Source organism: Nitrospira sp. (genome assembly GCA_016788885.1).
Lineage (GTDB): Bacteria > Nitrospirota > Nitrospiria > Nitrospirales > Nitrospiraceae > Nitrospira_A.
On the sequence record JAEURX010000007.1, the window covers coordinates 42,979 to 60,615 of the forward strand.

At 58.3% G+C, this 17,637-nt stretch carries 18 protein-coding genes; 4 read left to right on the forward strand and 14 right to left on the reverse strand.

Features of this window, described 5'->3' with window-relative positions:
• Positions 1-98: 98 nt before the first annotated feature.
• The 14 genes from JNL86_01370 to JNL86_01435 all read right to left on the reverse strand — a co-directional run bounded on the left by JNL86_01370 (position 99) and on the right by JNL86_01435 (position 12,936).
• Positions 99-416, reverse strand: a complete 318-nt coding sequence (locus JNL86_01370) for a PqqD family protein (GenBank protein MBL8041552.1) — start codon at positions 414-416, stop codon at positions 99-101.
• A 332-nt stretch (positions 417-748) separates the two neighbouring features.
• A complete protein-coding gene (locus tag JNL86_01375; protein ID MBL8041553.1) occupies positions 749-1,183 on the reverse strand; it encodes a lasso peptide biosynthesis B2 protein in 435 nt (144 codons plus the stop codon).
• 63 nt (positions 1,184-1,246) lie between these two features.
• Positions 1,247-2,677 carry an amidophosphoribosyltransferase gene (locus tag JNL86_01380; GenBank protein MBL8041554.1) on the reverse strand — a complete coding sequence of 477 codons (1,431 nt, stop codon included), beginning with the start codon at positions 2,675-2,677 and terminating at the stop codon, positions 1,247-1,249.
• 11 nt (positions 2,678-2,688) lie between these two features.
• Positions 2,689-4,935: a phosphoribosylformylglycinamidine synthase subunit PurL gene (purL, locus tag JNL86_01385; GenBank protein MBL8041555.1), complete on the reverse strand. Its 2,247-nt coding sequence runs from the start codon at positions 4,933-4,935 to the stop codon at positions 2,689-2,691.
• Between the two features lie 66 nt (positions 4,936-5,001).
• On the reverse strand, positions 5,002-5,724 hold the full coding sequence (purQ, locus tag JNL86_01390; protein ID MBL8041556.1) for a phosphoribosylformylglycinamidine synthase subunit PurQ: 723 nt from the start codon (positions 5,722-5,724) through the stop codon (positions 5,002-5,004).
• 124 nt (positions 5,725-5,848) lie between these two features.
• A complete protein-coding gene (gene purS / locus JNL86_01395) occupies positions 5,849-6,088 on the reverse strand; it encodes a phosphoribosylformylglycinamidine synthase subunit PurS (GenBank protein ID MBL8041557.1) in 240 nt (79 codons plus the stop codon).
• Entirely contained in the window at positions 6,085-6,312 is a 228-nt protein-coding gene (locus JNL86_01400; GenBank protein ID MBL8041558.1) for a hypothetical protein, read from the reverse strand. Before JNL86_01400 ends, purS begins: the two co-directional genes overlap by 4 nt.
• A complete protein-coding gene (locus JNL86_01405; GenBank protein ID MBL8041559.1) occupies positions 6,309-7,022 on the reverse strand; it encodes a phosphoribosylaminoimidazolesuccinocarboxamide synthase in 714 nt (237 codons plus the stop codon). The genes JNL86_01400 and JNL86_01405 overlap by 4 nt, the downstream gene beginning before the upstream one ends.
• 17 nt (positions 7,023-7,039) lie before the next feature.
• Entirely contained in the window at positions 7,040-7,834 is a 795-nt protein-coding gene (locus JNL86_01410; GenBank protein MBL8041560.1) for a chlorite dismutase family protein, read from the reverse strand.
• Entirely contained in the window at positions 7,831-9,165 is a 1,335-nt protein-coding gene (locus JNL86_01415; GenBank protein MBL8041561.1) for an adenylosuccinate lyase, read from the reverse strand. Before JNL86_01415 ends, JNL86_01410 begins: the two co-directional genes overlap by 4 nt.
• Before the next feature lie 77 nt (positions 9,166-9,242).
• On the reverse strand, positions 9,243-9,716 hold the full coding sequence (nusB, locus tag JNL86_01420; GenBank protein ID MBL8041562.1) for a transcription antitermination factor NusB: 474 nt from the start codon (positions 9,714-9,716) through the stop codon (positions 9,243-9,245).
• A gap of 13 nt (positions 9,717-9,729) precedes the next feature.
• A complete protein-coding gene (locus JNL86_01425; protein ID MBL8041563.1) occupies positions 9,730-10,272 on the reverse strand; it encodes a 6,7-dimethyl-8-ribityllumazine synthase in 543 nt (180 codons plus the stop codon).
• Between the two features lie 157 nt (positions 10,273-10,429).
• The gene (locus JNL86_01430; GenBank protein ID MBL8041564.1) at positions 10,430-11,638 is read right to left on the reverse strand and encodes a bifunctional 3,4-dihydroxy-2-butanone-4-phosphate synthase/GTP cyclohydrolase II; all 1,209 of its coding nucleotides are present in this window, start codon (positions 11,636-11,638) and stop codon (positions 10,430-10,432) included.
• Positions 11,639-11,706: 68 nt separating this feature from the next.
• Positions 11,707-12,936 (reverse strand): NarK/NasA family nitrate transporter, encoded by a 1,230-nt coding sequence (locus tag JNL86_01435; GenBank protein ID MBL8041565.1) that lies wholly within the window; start codon positions 12,934-12,936, stop codon positions 11,707-11,709.
• A 184-nt stretch (positions 12,937-13,120) separates the two neighbouring features.
• Here JNL86_01435 and JNL86_01440 point away from each other — a divergent pair, with 184 nt between their 5' ends.
• The 4 genes from JNL86_01440 to groL form a co-directional block, all read left to right on the forward strand.
• Positions 13,121-14,137: an RNA polymerase factor sigma-32 gene (locus JNL86_01440; protein ID MBL8041566.1), complete on the forward strand. Its 1,017-nt coding sequence runs from the start codon at positions 13,121-13,123 to the stop codon at positions 14,135-14,137.
• On the forward strand, positions 14,118-15,677 hold the full coding sequence (locus JNL86_01445; GenBank protein ID MBL8041567.1) for a hypothetical protein: 1,560 nt from the start codon (positions 14,118-14,120) through the stop codon (positions 15,675-15,677). Before JNL86_01440 ends, JNL86_01445 begins: the two co-directional genes overlap by 20 nt.
• Positions 15,678-15,991: 314 nt before the next feature.
• Entirely contained in the window at positions 15,992-16,294 is a 303-nt protein-coding gene (locus JNL86_01450) for a co-chaperone GroES (protein MBL8041568.1), read from the forward strand.
• Positions 16,295-16,342: 48 nt separating this feature from the next.
• Positions 16,343-17,637, forward strand: a 1,295-nt coding sequence (groL, locus tag JNL86_01455) for a chaperonin GroEL (protein ID MBL8041569.1), incomplete at its 3' end; no start/stop codon positions are given.

Genomic DNA, 17,637 nt, shown 5'->3' on the forward strand with positions numbered 1-17,637 from the left:
TACGCGCGATAATTGAATCGCCGTTACGTCGCGCAACAACTCGTGTTTCACAAGTTGCGGCTGCACGTACGTCACTTTCTTCTGTTGCTCCATCCGACTCACCTCCTTTCAGTATGAAGTAATCCCTCTTGGCAAAGCTGGTTAATCAGATCCAGGCCGTCCGACTGAGCCCGATCAGGCATCACATCAAAATGTTGAGAAATGGAAGAAAGTACCTGCGCTAACGAATGACTGCCAGTACATTGTTCCCACACATACGAACCGACAGCATTCAACGTGTAGTAGCGGCCTGTGCTCAGATTGAGCAACACACACTCCCCATCAAGAACCGCCCCGTGCACATCTTCGTGATGCACAGGAAACAAGCGGGATAGATCGGCTTGATCCTCAACACAGATAGGTACCTCAACAGACATAGTGCACCTCCAGTATCTGCGGGTTCGGCAGAACGCACGTCGTGACAATGCAGGTGGTTCTCTTCCGAACCGGTTCGAGCGAGATGTTGATTCTCAAGAAAGGGCTCGCTAAATGCCTCTTCACGACTGCAAAGATATCTGGCCATTCACGACTTCTCTATTACCAGTGAGGATGGCTGGCTGGCACTTTAGAGGGGGACACATCCTGCACCGCGAGTAGCGTGAGTCCAGAAGGCACCAGGCTCACCTTGGCTGGCAGCGCGAGCCTCGCAACACACAACGCAACGGATGACAACCAGATGCTGTCGGAGAGAGGACTGAAACCAACCAGACTATAAGTCCTGGTCGATCTCCGGGGAAACCGAGCGGGGAAACGTGAGAGTTACCGTGAAGGCTTTCCAGTAAGGGGATGGTTCGAGAAAATCACGATTATTGAGTGTCAGCCACGCATGTCCTTCGAGGTGGTGATCAAGCTTCATCACGCCACAATGAAATTGAACGGGAATTCCTGCGCGACAAGCGTAGAAGAAGAGGGTAAGAGCACGCGGGAAACAGTTCCCTTTGGGATGATAAGGAAACATCCCAAGCCACCGATCAAGGTAGTAGGCCACATCCTCGATGGATGTCTCGCTACCGCATACCGGCACTGGTTTGCAGGCCAGCCAATGGAGCAACCGTTTCAGACTAACCAAGCGCAAGGCTAGTCGAACTCCACACATGACCAATCCGATGCCGAAGATCAGTCGATATTTTCTGAACAACAGCATGCCTCAGTCTAACAAGGCATAGAAGGAAGTCCAGACGATCTTCTGAAACACCCAGGAATGCGGTCAGCGCGACGTTTCAAACAGCCCGAGTTGAAGTTCCTCGGCCCTGGTAAAAGAAATGGGATAGCGCTCAGTAAAACAGGCATCGCAATACTGCCCGGGGATACCTGGGGCAGCGCTCACCATGCCGTCGAGGCTCAGATAGGCGAGACTGTCAGCAGTGATGTACTTGCGGATCTCTTCCCTCGTATGACTGGAGGCGATCAGTTCTTTCTTGGTCGGGGTGTCAATGCCATAGAAGCAGGGAGACACGATCGGCGGTGAGCTGATACGCATATGCACTTCTTTGGCACCGGCATGGCGCAGCATTTTGACGATTTTTCGACTCGTCGTCCCACGAACTAATGAGTCATCGACCACGACGACTCGCTTGCCTCGGAGCACCTCGGGAACCGCGTTCAGCTTGACCTTGACCCCGAAGTGACGGATCGACTGCTCCGGCTCGATAAACGTACGCCCGACATAATGATTTCGAATGAGTCCGGTTTCGAAGGGAAGACCTGACCCTTCGGAATACCCCAGCGCGGCAGGCACTCCCGAATCCGGAACCGGAATCACGATGTCTGCCGATACCCCAGACTCCTGTGCGAGCTGCCGCCCAAAAGCCTTACGAATCGAGTACACGGCCCCCCCACCAAAAATGCGACTATCAGGACGGGAAAAATACACAAACTCGAATACGCACATGGCCGGCTTGGTCGGAGCAAAAGGCTTATAACTCGTCACGCCCCGATGATCCAGCACGACCAACTCGCCAGGCTCTATCTCTCGCACGTATTCGGCATCAAGCAAATCAAATGCACAACTCTCGGAGGCCACGATCCAGGAATCGCGAAAACGTCCCAAGCAGAGCGGCCGAAACCCATGGGGATCCCGGGCTGCGACAATTCCCTGATCCGTCATGATGACCACGGAGAATGCGCCGCGGACTTGCGTGAGCGAATCGATCACCCGGTCAAGAAGCGTGTCCGCCCGCGAATGAGCAATCAGATGAATGATGACCTCGGTGTCTGATGTCGATTGGAAGATTGCACCATAGGCTTCCAGCTCACTGCGGAGCATGGTGGCATTGATGAGATTGCCGTTGTGTGCCACCGCAAGATTCCCGAAGGCGAAGTTGACGCTCAGGGGCTGGACATTTTTCAACCCTGCGCCACCCGCCGTCGAATAGCGGTTGTGCCCAATGGCCATCGTGCCGGGCAACCGTGACAACGCCTGTTGCGAAAAGATATCGGCGACAAGCCCTTGGCCTTTTTCAATGTGAAACTGTTCGCCATCGTTCGACACGATGCCGGACGCTTCCTGCCCCCGATGCTGAAGCGCATAGAGGCCAAGATAGGCGAGGTTCGCGGCTTCCTTATGACCGTAGATGCCGAAGACGGCGCATTCCTCGTGAAGCTTGTCTGAAGCAAACATCGGTAACTCTTTGGCCATGACGCGGTATCCTAGTCCTGACCTAACGCGCGAGGGATAGCTGACGCCCAACGATCATGCAGGTCGTTCAGAGAAAGGTCGATGGTGCAGCCCTCTGTGCGTTGATCACCCTCCACACGGAGCACAAATCGACTGCCGCCCACGGTGCCGATTCTGGCGGCAGGCACACCGGCATCCCAGATCTGATTCAAGACCGTTTCAGCCTGTTCCGGTTTGACCGACAGCACTATGCGAGACTGACTTTCTCCAAAGAGCACGGCATCGCGGCGCAAACCATCAACTGACAATTGTACCATAGCCCCCAAATTCCCATTCGGACCTGACATACAACATTCGGCCAGGGCGACGGCGAGTCCTCCATCAGAGCAATCGTGAGCTGACTGCAGCAACCCTGCGCGGATCAGGCGAATCGTACAAGCCTGCACCGCCTGCTCCTCCTGAAGATTGAGCAGGGGCGGCGATCCCTGTTCGCGATGGTGCATTACTTTGAGATATTCCGTCCCACCCAAATCTTCACGCGTCCGTCCCAGCAAAAGGATCACGTCATCGGAAGTTTTGAACCACTGCGTCACCGTGCGTTCAGCCTCTTCGATCAAACCCACCATGCCGATCATCGGGGTGGGATAAATCGACAGCTCGTTGGTCTCATTGTACAGGCTCACGTTTCCACTGACGATGGGCACACCAAACGCCTCGCAGGCATCCTTAAGACCTTCAATGGCCAGCACCAACTGCCACATGACTTCCGGCCGCTGAGGATTACCAAAATTCAGGCAATCCGTGACACCGATCGGTTCCGCTCCCGAACAGGCCAGATTGCGCGCACACTCTGCGATGGCGATCTTGGCGCCTTCATACGGATTCAGCAGGCAGTATCGACCGTTGCAGTCGACCGATAGCGCCAACGCTTTGTTCGTGCCCTTCACTCGTAAGACCGCTGCATCCGATCCTGGACGCACCATGGTGTTGGTACGCACCATGTGATCGTATTGCTCGTACACCCAGCGCTTGCTGGCAATGCTGGGCGAGGCCAAGAGGGCGAGCAATGCTGCGTTGGCATCCTTCACGTCAGGTAGTGCGTCATAATTCAGCGCCTGCAACATATCCTGATACGCTGGTGGCGCGCTGGGCCGGTCGTATCGTGGAGCGTCATCGGCCAGAGCCTTAGCTGGAATCTCCGCCACCACTTGCCCATTCTCTTTCAGCACAACCTTGCCCGTATCGGTCACACGGCCGATCACGGCGACGTCCAAGTCCCACTTACGACAAACCGTGATGACCTCCTCCTCACGACCAGCCTTGGCCACCATCAGCATGCGCTCTTGCGATTCCGACAGCATGATCTCGTATGGAGTCATGCCCGGCTCACGGCGCGGCACGTGCGCCAACTCCAATTCAACGCCGGTCCCCTCTCGGGAAGCCATTTCACAAGCGGAACTCGTCAAACCCGCAGCGCCCATGTCCTGAATCCCGACCAGACAATCACCGGCCATGAGTTCCAGGCACGCCTCCAACAACAGCTTCTCCGTGAAGGGATCGCCGACTTGCACGGTCGGTCGCTTCTGTGCAGCCGCATCATCGAACGAGTCCGAGGCCATGGTCGCGCCGTGAATCCCATCCCGTCCGGTCTTCGATCCGAAGTAGATCACCGGATTGCCCACGCCGGCCGCCTTTCCGAGAAAAATCTTGTCCTTCTTCGCGATGCCCAGGCAAAACACGTTCACCAACGGATTCAGTGCATAAATGTCGTTGAAGACGATCTCGCCTCCCACCGTTGGCACTCCCATGCAATTCCCGTAGCCCGCAATGCCCGCCACGACCCCCTTCAGGAGATGGCGCGTGTTTGGAGTATCCAACGCCCCAAATCTCAGAGAATTTAACAGCGCGATGGGCCGGGCCCCCATCGTAAAGATGTCGCGCAGAATCCCTCCGACCCCGGTCGCCGCTCCCTGATAGGGCTCGATGAAGGACGGATGGTTGTGCGACTCCATCTTGAACACCGCACAGAGGCCGTCACCAATATCGACCGCGCCAGCATTTTCCCCCGGTCCCTGCACAACTCGCGGCCCGGTCGTCGGGAGTTTCTTCAGATGGATGCGCGAGCTCTTGTAGGAACAGTGCTCGCTCCACATTGCGGAGAACATACCCAGCTCGGTCCAGTTGGGTTCACGTCCGAGAATGCTGAGAATTTTTTTGTATTCCTCCTCGCTCAGCTTATGCTGCTCGAGGATGGCCGGCGTCACAACAAAGGCTTTCATACGTTACACATGCTCAAGGATAGAGGGTTACGGCGAGTCCGGGGTCACGGCACATCCGCAGGCCTATCAGGCCCGAACCAGCCTGCTCTGTAACTCGGACTTGCCGAACGCACTCAACATGGACAGGAAAATCAACCGTCCGTCTTCGTTGCCCAGGATCGTTTCTGCGTTTCGCTCCGGATGAGGCATCATTCCCAGCACATTTCCATCGGCATTCATGATACCGGCAATGTTATCCAACGAGCCGTTCGGATTTGCCGCGGACGTCACCTTCCCGTCTTCAGTACAATAATGGAACAGCACCTGCGCATTGGCTTTGAGGCCCCCGAGCGAAACCGGATCGGTATAGTAGTTGCCGTCGGCATGAGCGATTGGGAGCTTCAACACCTGACCGGATTCACACCGGTGAGTGAACCGGGTCGCGGCATTTTCCACTTTCACATATACATCCTTGCAGATGAAATTCAGGGACGTGTTGCGCAGCATCACACCGGGTAACAAACCGGCCTCGAGGAGAATTTGAAAACCGTTGCAGATGCCGATCACCAGGCCGCCCTTGTTGGCAAATGCCTTGACGGCTCCCATCACCGGAGAAAATCGCGCAATCGCACCTGTTCGCAGATAGTCTCCGTACGAAAACCCGCCCGGCAACACGATCGCATCAAGCCCTGACAACAGCGTTTCCTTGTGCCAGACCATCTCCACAGACTGGCCCAAAACATCTTTAAAGATGTACGCGCAATCGTGATCACAATTGCTGCCGGGAAATACCACGACGCCGATGTTCATCCCACCTACCTCACCAATTCTTGCACCGAGGCCACGAACCGCGTTCGCACCGCGCCTCTCGCACGCATAGCCTCCGTAGCCATCCGCCGCGCGAGCGGCAGCCCACGCTTTCCATCCGGAAATGTCACTGGAGCTCGTATCGATAGTCCTCGATGACCGTATTCGCAAGCAACTGCTCGCACATCTGCTTCACTTGCGCGTCGGCCTTGGCGCGGTCCGGCTCATTCAGGTCCACTTCCATGTACTTGCCTACCCGCACATTTGCGGCATGCGTGAATCCGAGCGAGTCCAACGCGTGTTCAATGGCCTTCCCCTGCGGATCCAAGATTCCCTGCTTCAACGTCACATGAATTTTGGCTTTCATTGTATCTTTCCCGCCTGCTGCAGTGCCTTCATACTGCTCTTCACGTATCTGCGTATCCAGAAAATGACGCCCACTGTCCCGAGCCCCGCCAGCGACAGCAGAATGAACGCCCAACGCCAGGGCGACTCCTCGAGATGGTAGGCCATCATCGCAACCGTGGCGGCCCAAACCAAAATCGCCAGCACTAAGCCGTAATTCAGGAAGAGCTGCAGGAACCGGCTCATCCACACACCCGCTTCAACACCTCCTGATAGGCCTCTTCGATCTTTCCCAAGTCCTTGCGGAACCGGTCCTTATCCATCGATTCCTTCGTAGTCTGATCCCAGAACCGGCAGGTGTCGGGAGACACTTCGTCGGCCAGAATCAGGCGATTGTGAAACACGCCGAACTCCAGCTTAAAATCAACCAAGAGCATTCGCCGTTCTTTGAAAAACGGCAGCAACACCGCGTTGATCTTGTGGCCCAACTCCCGCATCTCCCGCAGCACCGCCGGAGTGGCCACATTCAGCAGGCGCAGATGATCGTCGTTCACCAACGGATCTCCCAACGCATCATCCTTGTAATAAAATTCGATGATGGCCGGCTCGATCGCCGCGCCGTCCTTCAGCCCCAGCCGCTTGGCCAAACTGCCCGCGACCACATTCCGAACCACGACCTCAACGGGTACGATCGTGACTTTCTTGGTGAGCATCTCGCGATCGCTGACACGTTCGATGAAATGGGTCGCGATGCCATGCTGTTCGAGGAGTCGGAACACGCGCTCCGACACCTTGTTGTTGACCACGCCCTTCTCGACGATGGTCCCGCGTTTCTGCGCATTAAAGGCCGTCGCGTCATCCTTAAAATATTGCAACACCTGATCCGGCCGCTCGGTCGCGAAAATCTTCTTAGCCTTGCCTTCGTAAATCATGGTCCCCGTTGGTTCGCCAGCCATCTCCGCTCCTCCACCTACTACCGCGCGAACAACTCCAAGATGTCATCCAGCGGCCTGATCGTGCCCAACAACGTCGGATGACCGAATCGCCGGTCATGCCGATACTCTTTCACCTGCTCCAGCGAACGGATCAGAGACTGAAAGTCTTCGAGCTTGTCTGTCTCAAAGTAGGTGATGAAGTCGAAATCGTCGAGACCACTCGAGTGATACAGCTTTCGTTTCACCGTCGCGCGATACGGCAGCGCTGCCTGCGTGTGCTCCTGCATGAGCGCTCCACGGCTCACCTGATCGAGGGCCCACCAATCAGCATCTTTTCTGATCGGGATGACGATCGCATAGGATTTGGTGCCGCCCTCGCCTGGCGCCAGCAATTCCTGTTTCATGTCCTCAGGAAACCCGGGCACGTAGGTCGCCTTCCTGGTCAAACCGTGCAAATAGCTCGTGGCAACCAGATGTCGCCCGAAGCGGGTACCCAGCAGAGAGGCGAGAAATTGCTGCGTATCCGACAAGGCATGCGCATGGACGCGGAACATCAAGTCGGCATGGTCAGAGAGGCCGCGGAGCAGATACGATTCGATCACGATCTTATGCGAGAATTGCTCGATCAATCCCTTGACCTCAGACACGGCGATGACACGCGCTTCGCCAGTGAGATCCCACCAGTCGTGATCCATCTGGAACGCGGCGAAGGTGCCGTAGATACCAGGCTGGGTCAACAAAGCATCCCGATCGGTCGCCTGAACCGGCAAGGCGGTCGCCCCGAACATCAGCGCCACCATTAATACTATTCTCATCATGGGCCTGGGCATCATGAGCGCCTCCTTCGGCGTCGCCTCGCCGGAATCGCACGGGCGCCGAAGACCCGGCGGAATACCTGATCGAGATGCCGCAGATAATACATGGGATCGAAACAGGCGGTGATCTCGGTCGGCTTCAAATGAGTCGTGATGAACGGATCACGCCGAACCAATTCTTGAAATCCAACCCCGCCTTTCCAGGCGGTCATGGCATTGCGTTGCACCGCCTCGTACGATTCTTTGCGCTGCGCCCCCTTGTCGATCAAGGCCAGCAAGAGTCGTTGCGAATACACCAGTCCCCCGGTCAAGTCGAGGTTCCGCTGCATGCGCTCAGGGTACACCACCAGGTTCTTCACCAGGTCCGTGACGCGAGCCAACATGTAATCGACCAGAATAGTGCTATCAGGCATGATCACCCGCTCCACTGAAGAGTGGCTGATATCCCGTTCATGCCACAGCGCCACATTTTCGAGCGCCGCCAGACTATTGCCGCGTACGAGACGTGCCAGACCGCACAGATTCTCCGACGCAATCGGATTGCGCTTGTGCGGCATCGCCGAGGACCCCTTCTGCCCTTCTGAAAAGTACTCCTCCGCCTCCAGCACCTCCGTCCGCTGCAAGTGGCGGATTTCGGTTGCGATCTTCTCAATGGTGGCGGCCAGCAACGCCAGTGCGGAGGCATAGGCCGCATGCCGGTCGCGTTGCACGATCTGGTTCGAAACAGGATCTGAGGCCAGCCCCATCTTGGCGCAGACATACTCTTCGATTTCAGGGCCTTGATGCGCAAACGTTCCCATCGCACCGGACAGTTTACCGACGGCAATGTCTTTTCTCGCCGCTTGCAGCCGCGTCCGGTGCCGGCAGGCCTCTTCGTACCAAATCGCCAACTTGAAGCCGAACGAGACGGGCTCGCCATGGATGCCATGTGACCGGCCCACCATGACCGTATGGCGGTGCTCCAGCGCGCGCTTCTTCAAAACCGCAATCAACTCGTCGAGATCTTCGAGAATCAGGTCCAGCGCTTCGGTCATTTGCACCGCAAGGGACGTGTCCACGATATCGGACGAAGTCAGCCCCATGTGCAGAAACCGATGCTCGGGCCCGACGGAATCCATGAGCGATTCGAGAAAAGCAATCACATCATGCTTCGTGACCTTTTCGATCTCGGCGATGCGCGCCACGTCGATCTTGGCCTTTTTACGGATCTTGGCGCTGGTACCTCGCGGAATCTGACCGGCCCACTCAAATGCGGCACAGGCCTGTAGTTCCACTTCCAACCAAATCTCATATTTATGCCTCAGATCCCAGATGGCGCTCATCCGGGGGCGAGTATATCGATCGATCATCTCTTCCTCGTTATTCGTCGCTCGTGAAGCGTCGTTCGGTCAAGAAGTCCAAAGGGGAAATCCCCGCGAACGACGTTTCACGTTTCACGCGTCACATCACTGTCGGAACCCACCACCGGCAGTTCCGGGAAGGCACGTTTTCGTTCCAATCGCGCATCCTTCCCCAACACCTTGTCGAGAATCCCGTTCACAAACTTCGACGCTTCCTCATCACCGAAACATTTCGCCAGTTCGATCGCTTCATTCAGCGTGACCTTGGCCGGCACCTCAGGGACATGCAGCAACTCAAAACAGCCCAGGCGCAAAATGTTCCGGTCGATGATCGGCATGCGGTCCACTTTCCAATTGGTCGCATACGAGCCGATCAGCGCATCCAACTCCTTCACATGAGTTCGGACGCCGGCCACCAGCCGCTCCGCGAACGTCCGCAATTCCTCGGTAAGCGGATACTGGACCCAAAAGTCGTCCAGCCATGGACCTGGCCGGCCATGAATATCGTATTGAAAGAGAATTTGTACGGCCCGTTCCCGGGCTTGATGTCGAGAGGCCATAGTGCCACGCTGGTCAGCGTTTCGCCCTCACGGCCGAACGCCCGACCCGTCGCGCGGAGACAGCAGCAGGCGGCACGTCCCCGGTCACATCCTTTTTGAGCAACCGCATCACGTTGACCATTTCGATCGCCGTTTTGGCGGCATCGGCCCCGCGGTTCAGTTTCTCCGGGTCCGCTCGCTCGAGCGCCTGCGCCACGGTGTCGGTCGTCAGCACGCCAAAAATCACCGGCACATTCGATTCCATGGAGGCCTGGAGAATGCCCCGAGTGACCTCACGACTGATGTATTCGAAATGGGGCGTATCGCCGCGAATCACGGCACCGAGACAAATGACGGCATCGAACCGACCAGACCGAGCCAGCTGTCGGGCAACCAAGGGAATTTCAAACGCACCCGGTACCCGGACAACCTCCACAGCGTCGTCCGCCACCCCGGCTTTCCTCAAGGCTTTCACACACTCGGTCAACAACCGGCTGGTGACGAACTTATTGAACTTGCTCGCCACGAGGCCGACCGCCAGGCCTGTCGCGTCTTGGGAGCCTTTACGAAGCTTCATGGAATGCAACACCGAGTGAGACGTCTCATGGACTCTGCGTGTGTCGAAGAAAGAGGGGGATCATACCTGGAATCATCCCCAAATGGCTACTCGTTTCAGGCCGCATCAGGTCGTCGGTTTCTAGAGAGAGCGGCGGGGAACGAGACGCAGCGACAGGCTAGACCTTTTTCAGCAGATGACCGAGCTTGGCCTTTTTCGTGCGGAGATATTTTTCATTGGCGGCGCGAGGAGGGATCTCGATCGGCACCCGTTCGACAACCTTCAGGCCATAGCCTTCAATGCCGACGATTTTGCGTGGATTGTTCGTAATCAGGCGAATTCGATGCAGCCCGAGTTGCACCAGAATCTGCGCGCCGACACCATAGTCGCGCAAGTCGGCCTTGAAGCCAAGCTGGAGATTCGCCTCCACCGTATCGCTTCCTGAATCCTGCAATCCGTAGGCTCGGATTTTGTTCAAGAGACCGATTCCACGCCCTTCCTGGTTGAGATAGAGCAACACTCCACGGCCGTCTTTTTCGATGATCTCCATCGCCCGATGGAGCTGCTCGCGGCAATCGCAACGCAGCGACCCCAATACGTCCGCAGTCAGGCAGCCGGAATGGACCCGCACGAGCATGGGGGTGTCCGGATCCACCTTGCCCTTCACCAGGGCGATATGGGTCGCGCCGTCGATGTCATTCTCGAACGCGATCGCTTCAAAGTCGCCGAACGTCGTCGGCAGGAAGGCGCTGGCCGCCCGCCGCACGAAGGTCTCGCGATGCATCCGGTACTCGATCAAGGCCTTGATGGTGACCATCTTCAACTTGTGACACTTGGCAAACTTGGCCAACTCCGGCACGCGGGCCATCGTGCCATCCTCATTCATGATCTCGCAGATGACGCCCGCGGGATACAGCCCCGCCAACCGAGCCAGATCGACCGACCCCTCGGTCTGCCCCGCCCGCCTGAGCACCCCACCCACTTGCGCCTTGAGGGGGAAGATATGCCCGGGCCGCGCTAAGTCCGCCGGTGTGCAGCGAGGGTCGATTGCGACATGGATCGTCGTGGCGCGGTCAGCCGCTGAAATGCCGGTGGTAATTCCCTTACGGGCATCGATGGAGACCGTGAACGCCGTCCCAAACGTGGCCGTATTCTCCACCGCTTGTGGGGCCAGCTGCAGCTCTTCCACCCGTTCCGGCGTCAGCGCCAGGCAAATCAGGCCGCGGGCATGTTTAGCCATGAAGTTGACGGCCTGCGGCGTGACCTTCCCGGCCGCCATCACGAGATCGCCTTCGTTCTCCCGATCCTCATCATCGACGAGGATGATGAACTTCCCTTTTTTGATATCCTTGATTGCGTCTTCGATCGAATCGAACGGTGTCGCCATATTCCCCCGAATCTCTACGGACCGGCCTGCATTGGGTGGCCCAGCTAACTCTTTTCAAACCGCCCCTGTCAACGGGAAAAACCGCCGACGGTAGGTGTCGGGGCGCCCCCCGGTGGGCCCCACCTCAGGACAGGGCTCACCGTCATCGCCGCAATCACGCTGGCCGCGGCCAGGCACACAAAACCGAACACAAACGTCCCCGTACCCTCCCGCAAGAGGCCGAATCCGATCGGCACCAGAAACCCGCCAATCCCTCCGGCCGCACCCACCAGCCCCGACGCCAAACCGATCTCCCGTGGAAACCACTCCGACACGATCTGAAAAATCACGCCATTCCCGAACCCCATCACCGCAATCGTCACCACCAAGACCGCCAGCGCCCAGGGCAGCGCGGGCAGTGATCCGGCAAGAGCCGTGATCAGCGCCAGCAACACGAAGACGCCGGCCAATACCGGCACCCCGCCCCATCGATCCGCCACCGCCCCTCCGACCGGGCGGATCAGGCTCCCCACCAATCCACAGAGCGCGGCCATGCTACCGGCGAGAATCGGGTCACTGCCATAGTGATCATGCAAGAGCACGGGCAGAAAACTAGTCAGCCCGACGAACCCGCCGAAGGTAATCGCATAAACCAGGCACAACCACGCCACCGATCGCACATGCATCATCCCCCAGGCCTCGTGCCACCAGCCTCCCCCTGCGGCAGAGCCTTCCCGCGGGACTTCCTGGACCACGAACGCAAACAGACCAAAGACCATCGCAACGGGGAAGGCCAGAATTCCGCAGGCCCCGTGCCATCCCAACATTGGCTCCCACCGCGGAGCCAGCAACAGGATCAGCACGGTCCCGATATTCCCGGATGCCACCAACCCAAGAACCAGACCTTGATGGGCCGGCGGATAGGCCCGACCGGCGACCGGCATGGCGACGGCGAAACTAGCCCCGCCGGCCCCCAAAAGCAGCGCAATGCCGAGCAGTTCCACAAAACTCGTCCCGCCGAGCGCAGCCCAGAGTATCGCGACCAGCTCAAGCCCCAGCACCAGCAATCCGGTTCGCTTGGCGCCAAACCAATCGCAAGCCCAGCCCGCAACCACGCGCAGGATGGCCCCGCTCAGGAGCGGCAATGCGACGAGCACGCCCTGCTGCCCCGCGGTCAGATGCAACGCATCCCCAATCGCCACGGCCAGGGCGCCGAGCAACAACCACACCATGAAACTCACGGTCAGATGCAACCAGGCGCCGACCAACGTCGGCCAATGCCCGCTACGAAGGGCTGCCTTGACGGAATTCAGACTCATGGCGACACATTCTCCGGCACCGCCGGCCTCAACCGGAACCTGTCGACGCACTCACAACGTTCACGCACTATACGAGGCGTTCTTTCGGAGACGCAAGGGACGCAGGGGGTCTCGCCACGTCTCCTTGTTGCCTGACACCCGACATCTGGTATAGTCAGCCCTGAACCGCGCAAATCGACACGCTATGGCACAGCCGAAACACAAGAAAGATTCCGACATCGAGGCACAACTGGACGACGACGCGCTCGAACCCGAAGTCCTGGAGCCGACGGACGAGGAGGTCACGGAAGAGCATGACGCGGCCGACCGGCACCCGTCGAAGGAGACGTCGTCCGCGCCATTGAGCACGTCCCTGGTCCCCGTCACCACCCTGCAGCAGTACCTGACGGAAATTCGCCGCTACCCCTATCTCAGCAAGGAAGAAGAGTTACGCCTCTTCGAGGAATATCAGCGGTATGGAAGCCGTGATGCAGCGATGAAGCTCATCCTGGCCAATCTGCGCGTGTCCGTCTCCATCGCCTCCGAATACCTGCACACCGGCGCCGACCATATGGACCTGATCCAAGAAGGGAACGTCGGCCTGCTGCAGGCGATTAAGAAATTTGATCCGACGAAAAACGTGCGCTTTTACGCCTATGCGGCCTGGTGGTCGAGGGCCTACATCCTCCGCTATCTGCTGAATACCTATCGGCTGATCAAAGTCGGCACGACGCAGGACCAACGCAAACTCTTTTACAACCTGAAAAAGGAGAAGGCGAAACTCGAACGGGAAGGATTCGTTCCGGACAGCAAACTGCTGGCTGATCGCCTCAACGTCCGCGAACGCGATGTCATCGAGATGGATCAGCGCCTCGGCAGTTGGGAGTTGTCCCTCGACCAACCCATCGGCCAGGAGCACGACGGCACACTGATGGACATCCTGCCCGCGCACGAGCAACCGGCGGACGAACGCCTGGCCGATACCCAACTGAAGGCGCTCTTCCGGCGCAAACTAGCAGAATTCACCAAGACCCTCGACGAACGGGAAGAAGACATCCTTCGCAATCGCATCCTGTCCGAAACTCCGCTCACGCTGGAGGATATGGGCGCCAAATATGGCATCACGAAGGAACGGACCAGACAGCTGGAGGCCCGGATCATCAAACGGCTTCGTGAGTTCATTAAGAAGGACGTGAAAGACTTTGACCGTTTGCGGATGTAATCCGGAGCGGCAGGGCCGCCTCGCCCTCACCGGGCTCCTGCTCGCCACACTGTTCACCCTCACCAGCGTCCGTCCCGCCCATGCCACCTCCCCGATCACGCTGGAAAATGACCGGCCCGGCCAATCCGACTGGGTTCTGACCGATCCCGCCGAGCATGAAGTCGAGGGCTACGCCTCAGCCACCAGCATCAATCGTGGCGAGCCGCTACGCTTCTACATTCATAGTACTGACCCCACAGTCAGAGTCGCGATCTACCGTATGGGCTGGTACGGAGGCAGCGGCGCAAGGTTGATGCGCGGCGGCATCACGATCCCGGGAGTCCGGCAACCCATGCCCACGGCCGACCCGGTCACCGGCCTCATCGAGTGCGACTGGCAGGTCTCCTATACACTCAGCACGAGCACAGACGAGCCACAGGACTGGCTCAGCGGAATCTATCTCGCCAAACTGACGGGCGCGGCGAGCGGAAAACAAAGCTACATCATCTTCGTCATCAGGGAAGACGACCGGCCTGCCGATATCCTATTTCAATCCAGCGTCACCACCTTTCAGGCCTACAACAGCTGGGGCGGCAAATCGACCTATCCGTCGAACAGTCTCGAAGAGCGCTGGGCGCGGAAAGTCTCGTTCAACCGTCCCTATGCTCGAAGCCAACATCCTCAGGGCGGCAGTGGCGTGGGTGCGGGAGAGTTCCTCACCGCCATGTCCATCCATCCAACCCGAGCCCTCTCGACTGCCGGTTGGGAATACAACATGGTGCGCTGGTTAGAACGCCAGGGATATGATGTGACCTATAGCACCGATCTCGACACACACAGCCGGGCGGATTTCTGGAAGGGCCACCGGGCGTGGCTCTCAGTCGGCCACGATGAATACTGGTCACAGGACATGCGGCGCCATGTGGAGAAAGCGCGCGACCAGGGGCTCGGCCTTGGATTTTTCTCCGCAAATACCTGCTATTGGCAGATCAGGCTGGAGCCCAGCCCGCTTACGGGCGAGCCGAACCGGACCATGGTCAGTTATAAGGAAGTGGCCCTGCAGGAAGATCCCCTGGCCCTGGACGGCGATCCATCGAACGACCATCTGATCACAGTGCAGTGGCGGGAGCCGCTCGTCAATCGTCCCGAACATCATCTGCTGGGCGTCATGTTTGCAACCGTCCCGATTGATGGAGACATTCTCATCACGGATCCCGAGCATCCGCTGTTCGACGGTGTGGATCTGCCGCCCGACCATCGCCTTCTCGGCCTCCTGGGGTACGAAATAGATCGAGCGTTTCCCGGCGGACCAGCCGGGTTGACCATCCTGGCGCATTCTCCATTTGAGAGGGATGGCCACGTCGTCCATAGCGATATGACCCTCTATCGGGCTGCCGATGGGGCTCCGGTGTTTGCTGCGGGGACGATCCAGTGGAGTTGGGGGCTCGATGACTATAATGCCCCCTCCCTACGAACCGCCCGATCCAGTGTCGCAGCACAGCAACTGACCGTCAATGTGTTGAAACTGCTCACACACAAGGCCGTTCCGGCACTTCCATAACCGGCCCTCCCCCATGCGCTCGCACCGTCGCAAACCATCCTCTGCAGGAGTCTGGCACCGGAAACTTTCCGCCCCCAACGCCACACACCTCAACCGACCTAGAAGAATCAACGACTTACGCTACACTTTCCCATTGCTTCTGCGAGAAGAATAATTTTATAGTCCATCACTTGACTTGCCTCTTCCTGGCGCTATCTATGTGTCGAGTTTTCTGCAGGTAGCCCTTGCAGTAACACGTCAGAGCTGAATTTCCAGCTTTCACACAACTGTACATCAGGGCCGAGACGCTCACTAATCTAAGAGGAGGATTGGGTATGGCTACGGAATCGAAGGAGAAGAAGTCGACGGCTGCGAAGAATTTCCAGCCCCTGGGTGATCGTCTGTTCGTCACCTATACCGAGGAAATGGAACGCACGGCCGGCGGAATTTATGTGCCGGATTCTGCGAAGGAAAAGCCGCAACGAGGCATCGTGCAGGCGATCGGCAAGAAGGTCGAGAACATCAAGGTCGGCGATCAGGTGTTGTTCGACAAGTATTCCGGCAGCAAGCTGCGGATCGAAGACGAAGAGTGCCTCATCCTCAAGGAAGAAGATATCCTGGGCATCTTCACCCACTAATCCTACTCACCCGACTAACGATTATCTGACGACGAACGGAGGAGACTTATGGCAAAGCAATTGTTGTATAGCGAAGCGGCGCGGGCAGCCATCCTGAGAGGGGTGAACCAGCTCGCCGATGCCGTGAAGGCGACGCTCGGGCCCAAGGGCCGGAACGCGATTTTGGATAAGAAGTTCGGCGCCCCGACGATCACCAAGGACGGCGTGACCGTGGCGAAGGAAGTCGAACTGAAGAACCCGTACGAGAATATGGGCGCCCAGCTGGTTCGTGAAGTCGCGAGCAAGACGAGCGACACGGCCGGTGACGGCACCACCACCGCCACGGTGCTGGCCCAGGCGATCTACCGGGAAGGCGTCAAGAACATCACGGCCGGTGCCAATCCGATGGAAATCCAGCGCGGCATCAATAAGGCCGTGGAAGTCGTGATCGGCGAGCTCAAGAAGCTCAGCAAGCCCTGCCAGAACAAGACCGAGATTTCCCAGGTCGGCACCATCTCCGCCAACAACGACAAGACCATCGGCGACCTCATCGCGGAAGCGATGGAGAAGGTCGGCAAGGATGGCGTGATCACGGTCGAAGAAGCCAAGTCGATGACCACTTCACTGGACGTCGTCGAGGGCATGCAGTTCGATCGCGGTTACATCTCCCCCTACTTCGTGACCAACGCCGAGCGGATGGAAGCCGTCATGGACGAGCCGCTCATCCTCATCAATGAAAAGAAAGTCAGCAGCATGAAGGACCTCCTCCCGGTCCTCGAGCAGGTTGCCAAGCTGGGCAAGCCGCTGATCATCATTGCGGAAGAAGTCGAAGGCGAAGCGCTGGCGACCTTGGTGGTCAACAAGCTGCGCGGCACCCTCAACGTGTCGGCGGTGAAGGCCCCGGGCTTCGGCGATCGCCGCAAGGCCATGTTGGAAGACATCGCGATCCTCACCGGCGGCCAGGTCATCTCCGAGGACCTCGGCTTGAAGCTCGAGAACGTCAAGTTGACGGATCTCGGCCGCGCCAAGCGCGCGGTCATCGAGAAGGAGACGACGACGATCATCGACGGATCCGGGGAGAAGGCCGCGATCCAGGGCCGCATCGCCCAGATCAAGGGCCAGATCGAGGAGACCACCTCGGACTATGACAGGGAGAAGCTGCAGGAGCGTCTCGCCAAGCTCGCCGGCGGCGTTGCGGTGATCCGCGTCGGCGGCGCCACCGAGACCGAGGTCAAGGAAAAGAAGGACCGCATCGACGACGCCCTCAACGCCACGCGCGCCGCGGTCGAGGAAGGCATCGTGGCGGGCGGCGGCGTTGCGCTCTTGCGCGCCAGGACGGCGCTGGCGGGGCTGGCAGGCGGCAA

Bases quoted from the DNA above. Each gene is read 5' to 3' on its own strand.
- JNL86_01440 (MBL8041566.1), top strand. From the start codon at position 13,121: ATGGCACAGCCGAAACACAAGAAAGATTCCGACATCGAGGCACAACTG.
- purS (MBL8041557.1), bottom strand. From the start codon at position 6,088: ATGAAAGCCAAAATTCATGTGACGTTGAAGCAGGGAATCTTGGATCCG.
- JNL86_01405 (MBL8041559.1), bottom strand. From the start codon at position 7,022: ATGGCTGGCGAACCAACGGGGACCATGATTTACGAAGGCAAGGCTAAG.
- JNL86_01435 (MBL8041565.1), bottom strand. From the start codon at position 12,936: ATGAGTCTGAATTCCGTCAAGGCAGCCCTTCGTAGCGGGCATTGGCCG.
- purL (MBL8041555.1), bottom strand. From the start codon at position 4,935: ATGAAAGCCTTTGTTGTGACGCCGGCCATCCTCGAGCAGCATAAGCTG.
- JNL86_01425 (MBL8041563.1), bottom strand. From the start codon at position 10,272: ATGAAGCTTCGTAAAGGCTCCCAAGACGCGACAGGCCTGGCGGTCGGC.
- JNL86_01375 (MBL8041553.1), bottom strand. From the start codon at position 1,183: ATGCTGTTGTTCAGAAAATATCGACTGATCTTCGGCATCGGATTGGTC.
- JNL86_01370 (MBL8041552.1), bottom strand. From the start codon at position 416: ATGTCTGTTGAGGTACCTATCTGTGTTGAGGATCAAGCCGATCTATCC.
- JNL86_01430 (MBL8041564.1), bottom strand. From the start codon at position 11,638: ATGGCGACACCGTTCGATTCGATCGAAGACGCAATCAAGGATATCAAA.
- JNL86_01410 (MBL8041560.1), bottom strand. From the start codon at position 7,834: ATGATGCCCAGGCCCATGATGAGAATAGTATTAATGGTGGCGCTGATG.
- JNL86_01415 (MBL8041561.1), bottom strand. From the start codon at position 9,165: ATGATCGATCGATATACTCGCCCCCGGATGAGCGCCATCTGGGATCTG.
- purQ (MBL8041556.1), bottom strand. From the start codon at position 5,724: ATGAACATCGGCGTCGTGGTATTTCCCGGCAGCAATTGTGATCACGAT.
- JNL86_01380 (MBL8041554.1), bottom strand. From the start codon at position 2,677: ATGGCCAAAGAGTTACCGATGTTTGCTTCAGACAAGCTTCACGAGGAA.
- JNL86_01450 (MBL8041568.1), top strand. From the start codon at position 15,992: ATGGCTACGGAATCGAAGGAGAAGAAGTCGACGGCTGCGAAGAATTTC.
- nusB (MBL8041562.1), bottom strand. From the start codon at position 9,716: ATGGCCTCTCGACATCAAGCCCGGGAACGGGCCGTACAAATTCTCTTT.
- JNL86_01400 (MBL8041558.1), bottom strand. From the start codon at position 6,312: ATGAGCCGGTTCCTGCAGCTCTTCCTGAATTACGGCTTAGTGCTGGCG.